The 12,928-nt window shown below is 61.9% G+C and carries 11 protein-coding genes; 5 read left to right on the top strand and 6 right to left on the bottom strand.

Features of this window, described 5'->3' with window-relative positions:
- Nucleotides 1-45: 45 nt before the first annotated feature.
- From FNU79_RS13770 to FNU79_RS13760, 3 genes are all read right to left on the bottom strand, one after another.
- On the bottom strand, nucleotides 46-498 hold the full coding sequence (locus FNU79_RS13770) for a hypothetical protein (RefSeq protein ID WP_143721389.1): 453 nt from the start codon (nucleotides 496-498) through the stop codon (nucleotides 46-48).
- Nucleotides 499-704: 206 nt separating this feature from the next.
- Nucleotides 705-1,577 carry a metalloenzyme domain protein gene (locus FNU79_RS13765; RefSeq protein ID WP_185974719.1) on the bottom strand — a complete coding sequence of 291 codons (873 nt, stop codon included), beginning with the start codon at nucleotides 1,575-1,577 and terminating at the stop codon, nucleotides 705-707.
- A 53-nt stretch (nucleotides 1,578-1,630) separates the two neighbouring features.
- Complete coding sequence (locus FNU79_RS13760; protein WP_143721388.1) at nucleotides 1,631-1,816, bottom strand: hypothetical protein; 186 nt, start codon at nucleotides 1,814-1,816, stop codon at nucleotides 1,631-1,633.
- A gap of 111 nt (nucleotides 1,817-1,927) precedes the next feature.
- On the opposite strand from FNU79_RS13760, the gene FNU79_RS13755 reads away from it, so the two are divergent.
- The 3 genes from FNU79_RS13755 to FNU79_RS13745 are packed head-to-tail and all read left to right on the top strand — an operon-like array spanning nucleotide 1,928 to nucleotide 5,676.
- Complete coding sequence (locus tag FNU79_RS13755; RefSeq protein ID WP_143721387.1) at nucleotides 1,928-3,475, top strand: phytoene desaturase family protein; 1,548 nt, start codon at nucleotides 1,928-1,930, stop codon at nucleotides 3,473-3,475.
- Nucleotides 3,476-3,518: 43 nt separating this feature from the next.
- Nucleotides 3,519-5,036 carry a carotenoid biosynthesis protein gene (locus FNU79_RS19665; protein WP_143721386.1) on the top strand — a complete coding sequence of 506 codons (1,518 nt, stop codon included), beginning with the start codon at nucleotides 3,519-3,521 and terminating at the stop codon, nucleotides 5,034-5,036.
- On the top strand, nucleotides 5,020-5,676 hold the full coding sequence (locus FNU79_RS13745; protein ID WP_225430072.1) for a lysophospholipid acyltransferase family protein: 657 nt from the start codon (nucleotides 5,020-5,022) through the stop codon (nucleotides 5,674-5,676). Before FNU79_RS19665 ends, FNU79_RS13745 begins: the two co-directional genes overlap by 17 nt.
- An 89-nt stretch (nucleotides 5,677-5,765) precedes the next feature.
- On the opposite strand, the gene FNU79_RS13740 is transcribed toward FNU79_RS13745, so the two are convergent.
- Nucleotides 5,766-6,872 carry a permease prefix domain 1-containing protein gene (locus FNU79_RS13740; RefSeq protein WP_143721385.1) on the bottom strand — a complete coding sequence of 369 codons (1,107 nt, stop codon included), beginning with the start codon at nucleotides 6,870-6,872 and terminating at the stop codon, nucleotides 5,766-5,768.
- Nucleotides 6,869-7,243, bottom strand: a complete 375-nt coding sequence (locus FNU79_RS13735; RefSeq protein WP_143721384.1) for a PadR family transcriptional regulator — start codon at nucleotides 7,241-7,243, stop codon at nucleotides 6,869-6,871. Before FNU79_RS13735 ends, FNU79_RS13740 begins: the two co-directional genes overlap by 4 nt.
- Nucleotides 7,244-7,399: 156 nt before the next feature.
- Between FNU79_RS13735 and FNU79_RS13730 the strand changes: the two genes are divergently transcribed.
- Together FNU79_RS13730 and FNU79_RS13725 are read left to right on the top strand one after the other, a co-directional pair.
- Nucleotides 7,400-8,680: a GH39 family glycosyl hydrolase gene (locus tag FNU79_RS13730; RefSeq protein ID WP_143721383.1), complete on the top strand. Its 1,281-nt coding sequence runs from the start codon at nucleotides 7,400-7,402 to the stop codon at nucleotides 8,678-8,680.
- A 53-nt stretch (nucleotides 8,681-8,733) separates the two neighbouring features.
- The gene (locus tag FNU79_RS13725; protein ID WP_143721382.1) at nucleotides 8,734-9,453 is read left to right on the top strand and encodes a hypothetical protein; all 720 of its coding nucleotides are present in this window, start codon (nucleotides 8,734-8,736) and stop codon (nucleotides 9,451-9,453) included.
- Between the two features lie 85 nt (nucleotides 9,454-9,538).
- On the opposite strand, the gene pulA is transcribed toward FNU79_RS13725, so the two are convergent.
- Nucleotides 9,539-12,889, bottom strand: a complete 3,351-nt coding sequence (gene pulA / locus FNU79_RS13720; protein WP_143721381.1) for a pullulanase-type alpha-1,6-glucosidase — start codon at nucleotides 12,887-12,889, stop codon at nucleotides 9,539-9,541.
- Between the last annotated feature and the right edge of the window lie 39 nt (nucleotides 12,890-12,928).

Raw genomic sequence — 12,928 nt, 5'->3', positions numbered from 1 at the left:
GTAAATGACGCATACGCCAGATGGCGGGGGTTGGCTTGTTTGGCCTTAACGAATGCCTACCGCTACGCCGTCCATCATCAATTGCTCGTTGAGATTCTTGCCGTTTTTCCACAGCACTACGCTTTGAATCTTGCCTTTCTCCACGATTTCAGCTTGGATTCTGGCTCCTTCCGGCACGTACATGTTCAAAACGCCTGCCAAAGCGGTTCTGACCTTGACGCCGGCCAAACGGGTTTTGAGCATGACCGAGCCGTATTTGAGGATGATGTAGCCGTCGGCGTCGACTTTGTCAAAGGTAACGCCAATTTTGACTCGGTTTTTATCGCTTTGCTGCTGAACGGCTTGCCAAGTCATCGGCGAAGCGGTGTTGACGGCGGTGGTTTTGGTTGTGGCACTTTCAGCTTGGGCAGCGCCGTAAACAAGTGCAGCCGATAACAGAACGAAATAGGCCCTGCGGCGAGAACTCAAATGGAACGCAGCATGTTCATTGACAGTCATGTTTCTCCTTGGTCGAAAACCATTTCAAGTTCGGTCATTCTCACGCAACATGACGCCCAGATCACGGCAACTCGCAGAAGCGGAAGCGGTGGGTGGATGCGGCGCTCAGTCAGGAGCGGTGACTCAGCTCAAATCCGCAGGGCTGACTTTTTGAAGGTGCCTGAACGGCAAAAACAGTTTATGAAAAGGCGTCTTGCATTCCCCTGTCAGCCGCCTACCCGCTCAAGCAGCCCGAACCAACCGGCCATCACTGCTCCCGCCTGCATGATGTCGCGGGGACGGCCCAAGTCCACGCCGCTGCCCGCAAACGGCACCCGCGCGGTGGTATGCGACTTGACGCGCAAATCTTCAAAGTTGCCGTGATCGCTGCTGATGACGGCCCGCCCGCCTGCGCCGAGGACGCCGCCCAAAAAAGCGTCGAGGTGCTGCATGTAGCGCCGACCCGCCGCGCCCAGTTCCGGCGGCGCGTCCGGTTTGCCTTCGTGGCCGAGCAGGTCGCTGAGCCACAAATCCAGCACCAATAAATCGCGGTGCTGGGCTGCCCGCGCCACTTCTTCGCCCGCGTGAGCCAACTCGCTCAAGGTCTGCGTGGCTGTCCACGGTGAGCCGTAACGCAGGCCCAAGGTCGGGGAAATGCTGGGCAAGTCGGGCGGATTGAGGGCCAAGCCTGCCGCCAAAAAGCTGAACGGAAAACAGCCGTAGCGGGGGCGTTTGGCGTGAGCGGCAAAGTAACCTTGCGGATAAAAGTTGAGCAGCGCCGCGCTCAGGCCCGCCTGCTTTAAGCGTACCGGCAGCGCCGACTCACGCAGGAGGGCTTGCAGGGTGGGGCCGGGGTGGGGCCCGAAGTGTTCGCCCGCGCCGCCTTTGCCCATCCGCCGCACCGCGTCTTGTCCGGTCAGCCAGCAGCTCTGGCCGGTGCCGGACTGTGGCAGGCCCGCGACGCCTAAAGTGGTGTCGAGCGCGAGCCCAGCGTCAATGATGGGGCGCAGGGTGGGTAAGTCTTGTTCCCAGACCGAGCCGCTCGGCGCGTCTTCGGGGTGGCCCACGCCGTCTAAAGCCAGCCAGATGACGCCGCTCATGGGCCTAATCTCATCAGTGCAATCTCATCAGTGCAGTCTAGGCGCTCTGGGGCTTACTTCTTCTTCCAGCTCCAGGCGCGGAGGGCGTCTACGGCAAACCAGATGGCCAGCACGCCCAGCAGAGCGGTGGCGATCCAACTGCGTTGTTGGGCGAAGTAAATGGCAATACCGCCGCAGACCAGCGCCAACAGCACACTGAACAGCAGCACATACTTGACGGGAACGCGGCGTCCGAACATGACAAGAGCTTAACGCGCCGGCTCTGGCCCAGTTCTGACAAAGGCGTGCTGACGAACAACCGCAAGACTTCTGACCTTCTGTGCCCACACCCCTCACGGCATAATGAGCAGATGCCCGATTTTGACGTACTGGTGATGGGCGCGGGTCACAACGCCCTGGTGACAGCGGCGTATGCCGCGCAAGCGGGCCTCAAGGTCGGCGTTTTTGAACGGCGGCACATCGTCGGCGGAGCGGTGAGCACCGAAGAACTGGTGCCCGGCTACCGCTTCGACTACGGCGGCAGCGCCCACATTCTGATTCGGATGACCAAGGTGGTGCAGGAACTGGAACTTAACCGTTACGGCCTGCACTACTTGGAAGTCGATCCGATGTTTCAAGCCTCAGACGGTGAAACGCCCTGGTTCATGTACCGTGACGCCGAGCGCACCATCGACGAACTCAACCAGATTTTCCCCAAACAGGGTGACGCTTACCGTAAATTCCTAAACGACTGGACGCCGTTCGCCGATGCGGTGGCCGACCTATTCAACTCTGCCCCCGGCCCGCTGGAACTCGGTAAGATGCTGGTCAACAGCGGCAAGGGCCGCGACATGAGCAAGCAACTCGCCACCATTTTGCGCCCCTACGGCGACGTGGCCCGCGAGACGTTCAGCGAAGAACGGGTCAGAGCGCCGCTGACCTGGATGGCCGCCCAGTCCGGCCCGCCCCCGTCCGACCCGCTCAGCGCTCCCTTTTTGCTGTGGCACCCGCTGTACCACCAGGGCGGCGTGGCGCGGCCCAAAGGCGGCAGCGGCGGCCTGACCAAAGCGCTCAGGCTGGCGATTGAAGAAAACGGTGGGCAGGTGTTCGTCAACGCCCCCGTCAAGCGCATTTTGGTGGAAAACGGAAAGGCCACCGGCATTGAACTCGAAGATGGCAGCCGCTTCACGGGCCGCTCGGTGGTGGCAGGCAGCCACATCCTAACAACTGCCGCCGCTCTGCCCGATGAATATGTGCCGGAAGCGGCCAAACGGGTGCGCGTCGGCAACGGCTTCGGCATGATTTTGCGGCTGGCCCTCAATGGCAAGGTCAAATACCGCAATCACACCGAGCCGGACTCACGGGTGGCGCTGGGCCTGCTGATCAAAAACGAGCGCCAACTGATGAAGGCTTACGGCGAATACCTGGCCGGAGAACCCACCACCGACCCGCCCATCATCGCTATGAGTTTCAGCGCGGTGGACGACGCTCTGGCCCCTCCCGGCTGCGACGTGCTGTGGCTGTGGGCGCAGTATTACCCGTATGAGTTGGCGTCTGGAACGTGGGAGAGCCGGGTGGCCGAGGCCCGCGACAACATCTTGACCGCCTTCGAGCACTACGCGCCCGGCACACGCGACATGATCGTGGGCGAACTGGTTCAGACGCCGCAGTGGCTGGAAAGCAATCTGGGCCTGCACCGGGGCAACGTGATGCACTTGGAGATGTCATTCGACCAGATGTTTTCGTTCCGGCCCTGGATGCAGGCCAGCCAGTACAAATGGCCGGGCGTCAAGGGGCTGTACCTGACCGGCGCGAGTACCCACCCCGGCGGCGGCATCATGGGCGCGTCGGGAAGGAACGCGGCGCGGGTGCTGATTCACGACATGACGCGGCGCAAGGTCTGGGGGCTGGGCAAATGAAGGCGGCGGGGGTGAATGAGCGGAGCGGCTGCCCTCTGTTGCCATGACTTACCTTCAGTACCACCTCACCTTCATCTTGCCGCCGCTGCTGCTGCTGATCGCCCTGACGTGGTGGCAAACCCGTCAGGGGCAGCCGGTAGCGGGAGAGTTCCGACCTGAAAACAAATGGGCCTGGACGACTTTCTTGCTGTTTCCGCTGATTCCCATGCTGTACACGACGCCTTGGGACAACTACTTGGTGTTCAAGCAGGTCTGGAATTATCCGCCGGAGAGAGTGCTGGGCCGCCTGCTCTACGTGCCCTACGAGGAATACGCTTTCTTCGCTTTGCAGACGCTGATCACGGGGCTGTGGCTGTACTTCCTGCTGCGCCGCTCCGGCCCGCCGCGCATTTCTGCCGCGCCGCTGCTGACGCGCTGGGGCTTGGCGGGCTTGTGGCTGGGTGTGGCGTTTGCGGGCGTGGTGATGCTGAGGTTCGAGCCGACCTTCTACATGGGGCTGATCTTGGCGTGGGCCGCTCCGGTCTTGGCAGGGCTGTCGGCTTTTGGCGGCGACTTGGTGATGGGCAGGCCGCGCCTGTTTTGGCTGGCGACCATCCCGCCGACTTTGTATTTGTGGGCCACCGATCTCTTTGCCATCTCGCAGGGCATCTGGAGCATTTCGCCGCGCTACACGCTGGGTTGGAATCTGGGCGGGGTCTTGCCCGTTGAGGAAATGATCTTTTTCCTCATTACCAACTTGCTGATCGCGACGGGCCTGATGGCCTTTTTGCATCCGGTGGCGCTCACGCGGGTCAACGTTCTCAAGCGGGTGTTTCAGCCTTGGCAGGGCTTTTTGCTGCTGTACGTGCTGCTCAAAATTCCGGTTCCTTTGTGGCCGGACGGTTTCCCACTCCTCGGCACGCTGAGTACCGGGGCGCTCTTCTTGGCGGGCCTGAGTTGGGCCTGGCAAAAAGTCGGCCCTAAATCGCTGATTCTGGCGGCGCTGGCCTTTGGCGTCGGACTGGGCGTGGAAGTGCTGGGCACGCGCACCGGCTTTCCGTTTGGCAGTTACAGCTATGCGGGCGCACCGGGCCTCACCTTGCTGAGCGTGCCGCTGCTGGTGCCGCTGGGCTGGTTTGCCATGACTTTATCGGCAGCGCTGCTGACCAGGGGCCGCGCTTGGCTGGCGGGCCTGCTCTTGGTGGCGTGGGACATCGGCCTGGAGCCGCTGATGACGGCGCAGGGCTTTTGGGCTTGGAGTGACGCCAGAGCGCTGTGGGCTGGAGCGCCGATTCAGAACTTCGTGGGCTGGTGGGCGGTGGGCGCGGGGTTGGTGTGGGCCTTTGGCAAGATTGCGCCGGAACTGTATCAGGCCGCAGGCAAGGCGCAGGCCTCTCTCCCCGCTGATTTCCGCCTCGCCTACTTGATCGAAGCTGCTTTCTTGCCGTTCGGTTTGTTGCTGCTCGGCTTGCCGTTGGCGGCCCTTTTGACCGCTGTGGCGATGGGCGCGGCAGTCTGGGCAGTCCTGAGAAACAGTGCAGCCTCGGCCAAACGCGTGAGATCACATGACCAACCCACCTGACTTTTTTGAGTGGATGCTCAGAAGCACCATTCGCGCTCAGATCAGAAGCGGTCTGCGCGGCGTGTGGGTGCGCGGCGAGGTGCCGTCAGGCGCGGCGGTGCTGGCCCCTTCGCATCACTCATGGTGGGACGGATACGTGCTGCGCGAAGTGGCTTGGCAACTCGGCCAACCGTTCTGCGTGCTGATGACCGAGCGGCAACTGTCTATTTTTCCGTTTCTGCGCCTCGTCGGTGCCATTGGCGCTCACGAACTGCGGCCCGCTTTAAGAGCCTCAAAAACTGGACACTGGGTGGTTGTTTTTCCCGAAGGCCGTCTGGAACCGCTCGGCGAGGTGCGGCGCATAGAAGCGGGCGCGGCGTGGCTGGCGGGGGTTTCCGGCGCGGCGCTGATTCCGGTGGCTCTCCGGGTGGTGCTGCGCGGCCAGCCCAAGCCCGAAGCGTACCTCCGTTTTGGACAGGCCGTCGCGGGGCCAGATTTGCCGGGAGCGCTTCAAGCTGAGCTTGATCTGCTGGACGCCGAACTGCTCGGCAGCGACCCGGAGCAGCCGCTGGCGGGTTATTTGCGCTTGACCGGCGGGCCGAGTGTACGTGACGGACAACCGGACTTGGCGGCACGTTGGCTGGCCCGCCTGACGCGCTGAGCCGCAAACAATATTTGACAAATTTCAAAACGGCACCGCCCTCTGCGCAGACGCGAGAGGGTGGTCAAAGTATGGAGTTAAACGAATTTTTAAGGACGCCGCACCGACTGAGCAGGCACGACGCTATAAGCATCTGGCCCGAAATGCCCGCTGAGTTCCAGAATCAGCGCCGGGGCGGGGTGGGTGGCGTCCCAGGAGGCGACTGGGGCAGTGGCAATGGTGCGGTAAGGATCCAGTGCGGCCTGAAAATCCCTGACACTGGAATAAAGTTTGAACGGCTGCTTGACGTCACTCACTTGGAACGCAACGCTCCCTGTTTGAGCTTGGTTAATGCTACTGCCCAAGATGACGTATCCATCCTGCGGGCTGTTACTCGATCCTAGCGAAGTCCAATAGGTCAGCTTCGGGAGCACCAGCGCATACACACCACCTTTCTTAAATTGCCCGGTGAAGCCAAGTGCTTTTCCCGTACCCTCCTTCAAAGCAAAACCCCAGCTGATGCCGTCGCCTCTAAAGGCAGTGTCGCCGTCGAACGTATTGGTGTACAGATCACTCACGACCCGCTGATCATCCGTCTCAAGTTGAATGTTGGCTTTGCCAGCTCTCAAAGTGGGATTTTTCCAACCCAAAATCCGTAAATCTGCACCGGAGCTGAGGATCCCACCAATAAGCAGGTCAGTATTCAGATAAGTTTTGTTCTCTCGTACCAGAGCCGCTCCTAGCCAGTTCATGGTGTTGAGCGGATAATGGGCACGCGGCGCACCTGGCACCGTGACAACGGCATTGTCTGGTTTGCCGCTGAGTTCCCCACCCGCCTTCTCGATGGCTGCCTTCAGCTGTTCAAAATCCAAGTAGCTGGTTTCCCCAGTATTTGGGGAACTGCCGTAAATACTTTTGACCTGTGCCAACCCCTGCGGCAAGGCGGTGAGCAGGGTCGTCGCCAGCAGCAAACTCAGCGCACCCGCTTTGCCCAGTGCCGGAACGGTATGAACGCCCAGCATTCCGCCGCTGACCCGCACGGGCGTGCCGAGTTCGCGCAAGGTTTGGCGCTCGGCATCTTCGGAGCTCAGACCGCCCAGCCGGAACTCGGCCATCCGCTCGTTGATGTGCCCCTGCAATTCGGTTCGCAGTTCGCGCCGCGCCCGGCCCCACAGTCCCTGCGTGGCCGTCCTCAAATACCGCTCGGTCTGCTTCATGCTGTGCCTCCCAGTTCTGACGAACCCAGTTGCCACAACTTGCCGACTTGCTTGCTGAACGTTTCAAACTCCCGCCGCCTGGCCTCCAGTTCGCGCTCGCCGCTTTCGGTCAGGGCGTAGACCTTGACGGGGCTGCCACTGCGCGGAGCCGGCTGAAATTCGCCGCGCACGAATCCGGCTTTTTCCAAGCGGTGCAGCGCCGGATACAAGCTGCCGACTTTCAAATCGAAGTAGCCATGGGTGCGCTCCTGCGCCTGCTTGCTGATTTCCAGGCCGTATTTGGGCTGCCCCTGAATGATGCTCAGCAAAATGAGGTCGAGGTGGCCGCGCAGCAAATTGGCGTCGGGCGAGTTAGGTACGGAACTGGACATAAGCGGAATCTCCTTTGATCGGAACGTGATATCGAAACGCTCTATCGTGTTTCTATACATTGCGCCGCGCCGCCAGAAAAGTCAAGGCGTACAAACTCGCCTGATTTAGCTGTGTTTACGCTACTGTGCCTATACCGCTGTGCTTATAGTTGGGTCATGTTGCTCAATGCTCGACTCTCCGCGCTGCTTGCTCTTTCGCTGGGCCTCGCCGCTGCCGCGCCCGCCACACTGGTGCTGGGCAGCGGCACGCCGATGCCGCTGCCGCCCAGCGTGATCGGCGGTTTCAATTACGGCAACTGGATGCCGGTGGTGGAAGCCAAAAAAGACCTGCGGAGCGTGGCCCCGACTCTCCTGCGCTTTCCCGGCGGCAACGTAGGCGACGAGAATGACCTGACGGCGGCCAGTTTGGTGCCGCTCAAATCCAACTTGGAACTGCTGACCACCGGCCCGACCCCGCCTGCCCTGATGGTGCAGACCCGCGTGTTCGGCGGCAAGCCGGGAGCCAAAAACCAACCTCAAGACGCTGCTCAAGCCGCCAAGGACGCGCAGGCCGCCAATCTCAAGGTGGCGTACTGGGAGATCGGCAACGAACCTGATTTGTATTCGGTCAATCGTGGCGACGTGACTTGGACGCCTCAGCGCTACTGCGCCACCTTCCGGGCGCAGCGTCAGGCCATTTTGCAGGTCGACCCGTCCGCCAAGTTCGCGGGGCCAGCAGTGTCGAATACCGGCGATAAAGCCGCCAGCTTTCTGGAGCAGTTTGTCAAGGGCTGCGGTGACATCGTGGACTTGCTGACTTGGCACGAATACCCCACCGACGGCCTGTCCAGCGACGCGGACGCGCTGGCCAGCGTTTCAGTGATTGACCGCGACGTGAAGCGCTTTCGGGCGCTGATGGACAGCCAGAGCGGCAACCCGCTGGGCTACACCCGCCGCACGCCGCTGGGCGTCACCGAATACAGCTTGTCGTACGTGTCGGGTCGCCCGCGCCACCTGAGTGACCAAGTCGGAGCGCTGTGGGCCGCTGAAGCCACCTTGCGGCTGGCCGAGAATGGCGCGTCGGTGGCCGCTTACTTTGCGCTGCAAGCCACCGGCGGGCACGGCTTGGTGGACTTGGCGGGCATCCCGAGGCCCACCCTCTACGCCTTCCAGCAGCTTCACGCTTTTACCGGAAGCGGGCTGCCCATCAGCAGCGACAACCCGGCCCTCTGGACCCACGCGGCGCAGGACGGACCACTGTTGACCGTGCTGGTGACGAATACCGCCGCTGAGGCGCACTCGCTCACCGCCGCGCTGCCGGGCTATCAGCTCGTCGGCGGTAAGACCTTTACCCAAAAAACAGTGGACGACGAAAACGAAATGATCCGTCTGCCGCTGTCCGCCACTCTGGATTTGCCCGCTCTCTCACTGACCCGGCTGGTCTACAAAAAGCAGTAAAGACTTGGGCGATTCGTCAGCTTCGGCTCAGTTTAGAAGATCAGGCTGAGGCTATGAAACTCCTCTGGCTTTCTCTGCTGGCCGCTGCCTCGCTCGCCGCCGCCTCGCCTACCACCGCACAGGGCTATGAGATGAAATCTTATGTCAGGTTCTTGGGCTTTGAGCCTGCCGCCTTCTGGTGCGATGCACCGGGCCGGGTGCTGGCCGTGACCCAGCCCAAGGGCACCGGTGGCGCGGCCCAACCGGTCACTCAGCCGGTCAAGTTGCTGGAATGGGCGGGCAGTGATTACAGCGTTCAGGATTATCAGCTCGGCCCCAGCGACGCGGGCGCAGGCAATCTCTACACCGCACTCACCCCCTCGGCTATGCCGGTGCGCGATGCACCGACCTTCTTCATCCATTCGAGTAACGTGGAAAACGCCCGTGATCCCCAGTACCGCATGACCCATATTCTTGAGTTTAAAGTTCCCTCCGGAACCTTCCGGTGCCGCTACAAGCCGCAGGCGGCCTTCGTCGGAGCCACGGCCCTGCACAGCGTCACCATCTGGGAGCATCAGGGTAAGGTGACGTATGCCAGCACCAATCACAACGGCACGCCGGGAGTGTACCTGACGGGTGGCCAGCACAGCGGCAACGAATACCGCTGGTACAAAAGCGGCTACACCTACCTGGTCAAGTTGAGTTTTGAAAACTCCTCTCTGATCGTCCTGCGCGGCAACACCGTGCTGAGTAACGAGAGTTTCCAGGCGTACAGCGTGAGCGTCAGGAAATAAGTTCAACGCCCAGACACCGCTGAGCCGAATTCAGCTTGGTGGCAAGGCGCTTGGTCAGCCTTGCCGCCAACTCACCTTGCTCCGATCACTTCCCGACGAATACCGCCGTCGTCAGCCCCGGCACGCTCACCGTGTCGCCGCTGGCGGTGCTCTGCTTCACCGCCGCGTCCGAACTGGCTTTCAGGACTGGATGCAAGTCCAGCTTGAGCGGCGTCAGGCTGGCGTCTTTGAGGGTGTAGACCGCATTGCTGGCATTGAACACCACCAGCACGCTCTTGTACGGCGCAGTCCCGCCGCTGAGCTTCATCACGATGATGCCGGGCGTCTGCGCGGGGCCAGCGTTCAGGAAGCTCAGTTGATTTTGCACAGCCTGAGCGGTGGGCAGTCGGAACAGTGGGCTGGAATTGCGGATGCTCAGCAGTTCACGCAAGTTGTCTGAGGCCCGCGTCCGGTCAGCCGCCGTCACCTTGAGGGCCGCATTGGAGAGCAGCGGGCGGTAGATGTTCCACTGGTCTTTGTTTTTCTCGGCGATGGGTAGGCCGCGCCCGAAGCCGTTGTCGGCTCCCGTCCAAGCGATTTCGTTAAACCAGTCGCCACTGTTGTAGCTGTCGGTGTCAAAGCTTTTTGAGCGCAAGAGTTCGTCGCCCGCGTGGATGAACGGCATGCCCTGACCCAGCAGCACCAAGCTGTAGGCCAGATTCTGCATCCTGACCCGCTCAGCGGTGGTGGCACTCAGGGGCGCTTTGAGAAGCACCGCGTCCCACAGCGTCTGGTTGTCGTGTGCCGAGACATAGTTGATGGTCTCGCGGGGGCTGGCCGCGTAGCCGGTGGGCGCGTCGCCGTAAGGAACCTGCGCTCCGGTCACGGTTTTGCCCGTATTGTCCACGAACTTGAAGTCGCGCAAGTTGCCGCTGAGAGCCACTTTGATCTGATCGGTGAGTTTGAGAAGTTTCGCCTTGTCTGTGTTCTGCGGCTGGCCGTTGGGCAGGGTCAACAACCCCGTCGCGAAGCCCTGATCTTGCAGCCCGCCGAACGGATTGCCGCCGCGCACCGCGTCCCGAATCCGGTCGTTGAAGGTGCCGATGCCCTGCCCGTACAAATTGACCTGGGTGGCGTTGACGCCGCGTGCGTTCCCAGCCACCTCACCGAAGTCCCAGCCCTCGCCGTAGAGGTAGATCTGCTTGCCGTCCACGTCGTCTTTGGCCAGCGTCAAAGCGTCCAGCGCGGCGCGGGCGGCCTGCATGTCGCTGACCAGATGGTGGCCCATCAAGTCGAAGCGGAAGCCGTCCACCCTGTACTGTTTGGCCTCCAGCACCAGCGTATCGATCATCAGGCGGCGCATCATGGTGTGTTCGGTGGCGGTGTTGGAGCAGCAAGTCGAGTTGGCGACCACGCCGTTGACGTCGAGGCGGTGGTAATAGCCCGGCACGACCTTATCCAGCACGCTCTTATCGGCCTCGCCGCTGGCGGCGGTGTGGTTGAACACCACGTCCTGCACGACGCGCAGGCCCGCCGCGTTGAGCGCCATGACCATTGAGCGGTACTCCTTGGTGCGCTGATCAGGGTTAACCGCGTAAGTACCTTCCGGCGTCATGTAGTGGTAGGGGTCGTAACCCCAGTTGAAGCCGTCCTGATCTCTGACGGCGCTGACGGCGGCCTGTTGCTCCTCGCTGGCGGGCGGGAGCTTGGAGAGGTCGCCGGGGCTTTTCCAACTTGCTTTGTCTTTGGGCAGCGAGGCGATGTCGAAGGTCGGCAGCAGGTGAACGGCCTTGAGGCCCGCGTCGGCCAGAGCCTTGAGGTGCTTCATTCCGTCGCTGTTCGGCTGGGTGAACGCCAGATAGGTGCCGCGCTCAGCGGCGGGAACGGTGACGTCGGCCACGCTGAAATCGCGCAGGTGGAGTTCGTAGAAATTCAAGTCGCCCACCGAGTTCAGTAGCGGCTTCTTGAGGGTGTCCCAGCCTGCCGGTTTCTGTGCTGTATCGCTGAGATCGGTCACGAGCGATTGTTGCCCGTCGGCGGTCAGGCCAATAGAGTACGGGTCGGACACGACATTGGTTTCCACTTTGCCCGTGGTAGGCGCGTAGACCGTGACCTGATAGCGGTAGGGGGCATTCTTCCAGCCCGCGTCGCCGGTCACGCTCCAACTGCCCTTGTCTCCGGCTTTCATCGCAACAGTTTTGGTCTGACCGCCCACCGTCACCAGCACCTTGACGTCCTGCGCGGTGGGTGCCCAGACCGTCAGCGTCGGAATGCTGCCCGCCCAGGTCACGCCCAGTGGCCCGGTGTAACCAAACAAGTCGTCCAGTGCGCCCCAGAGTTGCACGCCCGTTGCGTCTATCAGCTTGTCGTCCAGGCCAGTGCTGCTGATCGCCAGTTGCCCGCGCAGGGCCGCCGCCACCTTGCCCGCATCCTCGGGGCGTAGCTTGACCACCGCATAATTGGCCAGATACGGGTACTTGGTTTTGAGGACCGCGCTGAGTTGGTCGCCCGCATCTGAGCGCACCAGGGGCAAGTTCTCGCCGCCAGTGACGCCCGCCGGGGTCAGCTTGAGGTCACCCGCTGTGCTGGAATAGAGGTTGAGCAATGCACCGTTCGCCAAGAGCGTGGGCTTGACGGCGAGGGTGTCGCGGGTCAGCCAGATCGCCTGCTGCTGGCTGAGGTCGCCCACGGGCCGCACGCTGGTGTCGGGCCGGGCAGTATTGACCGCTGGGCTACCGCTGATAATCCAGGCTTGATTGCCGCTGCTGGCGGGCAAGCTCTGGTCGGGGCCGGGGTCTTTGTCGTCGCCTTTGTGGATGATGAAGTTCAATTTGGTCCAGCCTTCCACAGTGGGCACGTCCCAGTACACCCCGAAATCATTTTTGCCGGTCTGCGCCAGCGGTTTGGTCCACTCGGTCGGGGCTTTCGCGCCGTCCCAGACGTGCAGTCCCCAGCCGTCGTACTTGCCGTCGGGGCGGTAATAGTTGATGCGGGCGTTACCAGCCGGAATGGTGGCTGCGGCAGCCGTGGGCGCGGGTGCTGGCGCGGCTTGAGCAATGACCGCCTGAGTCGCGTCCACGGTGAACGGCCCGGCCTTGGTGTAAGCCACGTTGGCACTGCCCGACTTGAGCCACAACTCATGGCCCAGTCCCAGATTCATGAACAGGTCTTTGTCCGCGTCCTTTTTGTCGCCGGAATGGACGATCAGGCCCAGCTTGACGGGGTTAGGCTTGAGCGGCACATCCCAGTAGACGCCGAAGTCGTCTTTGCCCGCAATCTTGAGGGGTTTGTCCCAGGTCACCGTAGCGCTGGTGTCTTCCCAGACGTGCAGGCCCCAGGCGTCGTACTGGGTGTCGGAACGCTGGTAGTGAATGCGGACGGTATTGGCGGGGAGAGCGCTCTGGGCGGCAGCCGAAACCGCCAGCGCGAACGTCAGGAGCGTCGCAAGTCGTTGCATGATAGGGGAGAGTCTAGAGGATCGGGCACCGGAAATTGC

Source organism: Deinococcus detaillensis (assembly GCF_007280555.1).
GTDB lineage: Bacteria > Deinococcota > Deinococci > Deinococcales > Deinococcaceae > Deinococcus > Deinococcus detaillensis.
This window is presented reverse-complemented; position numbering and strand designations above follow the sequence as displayed.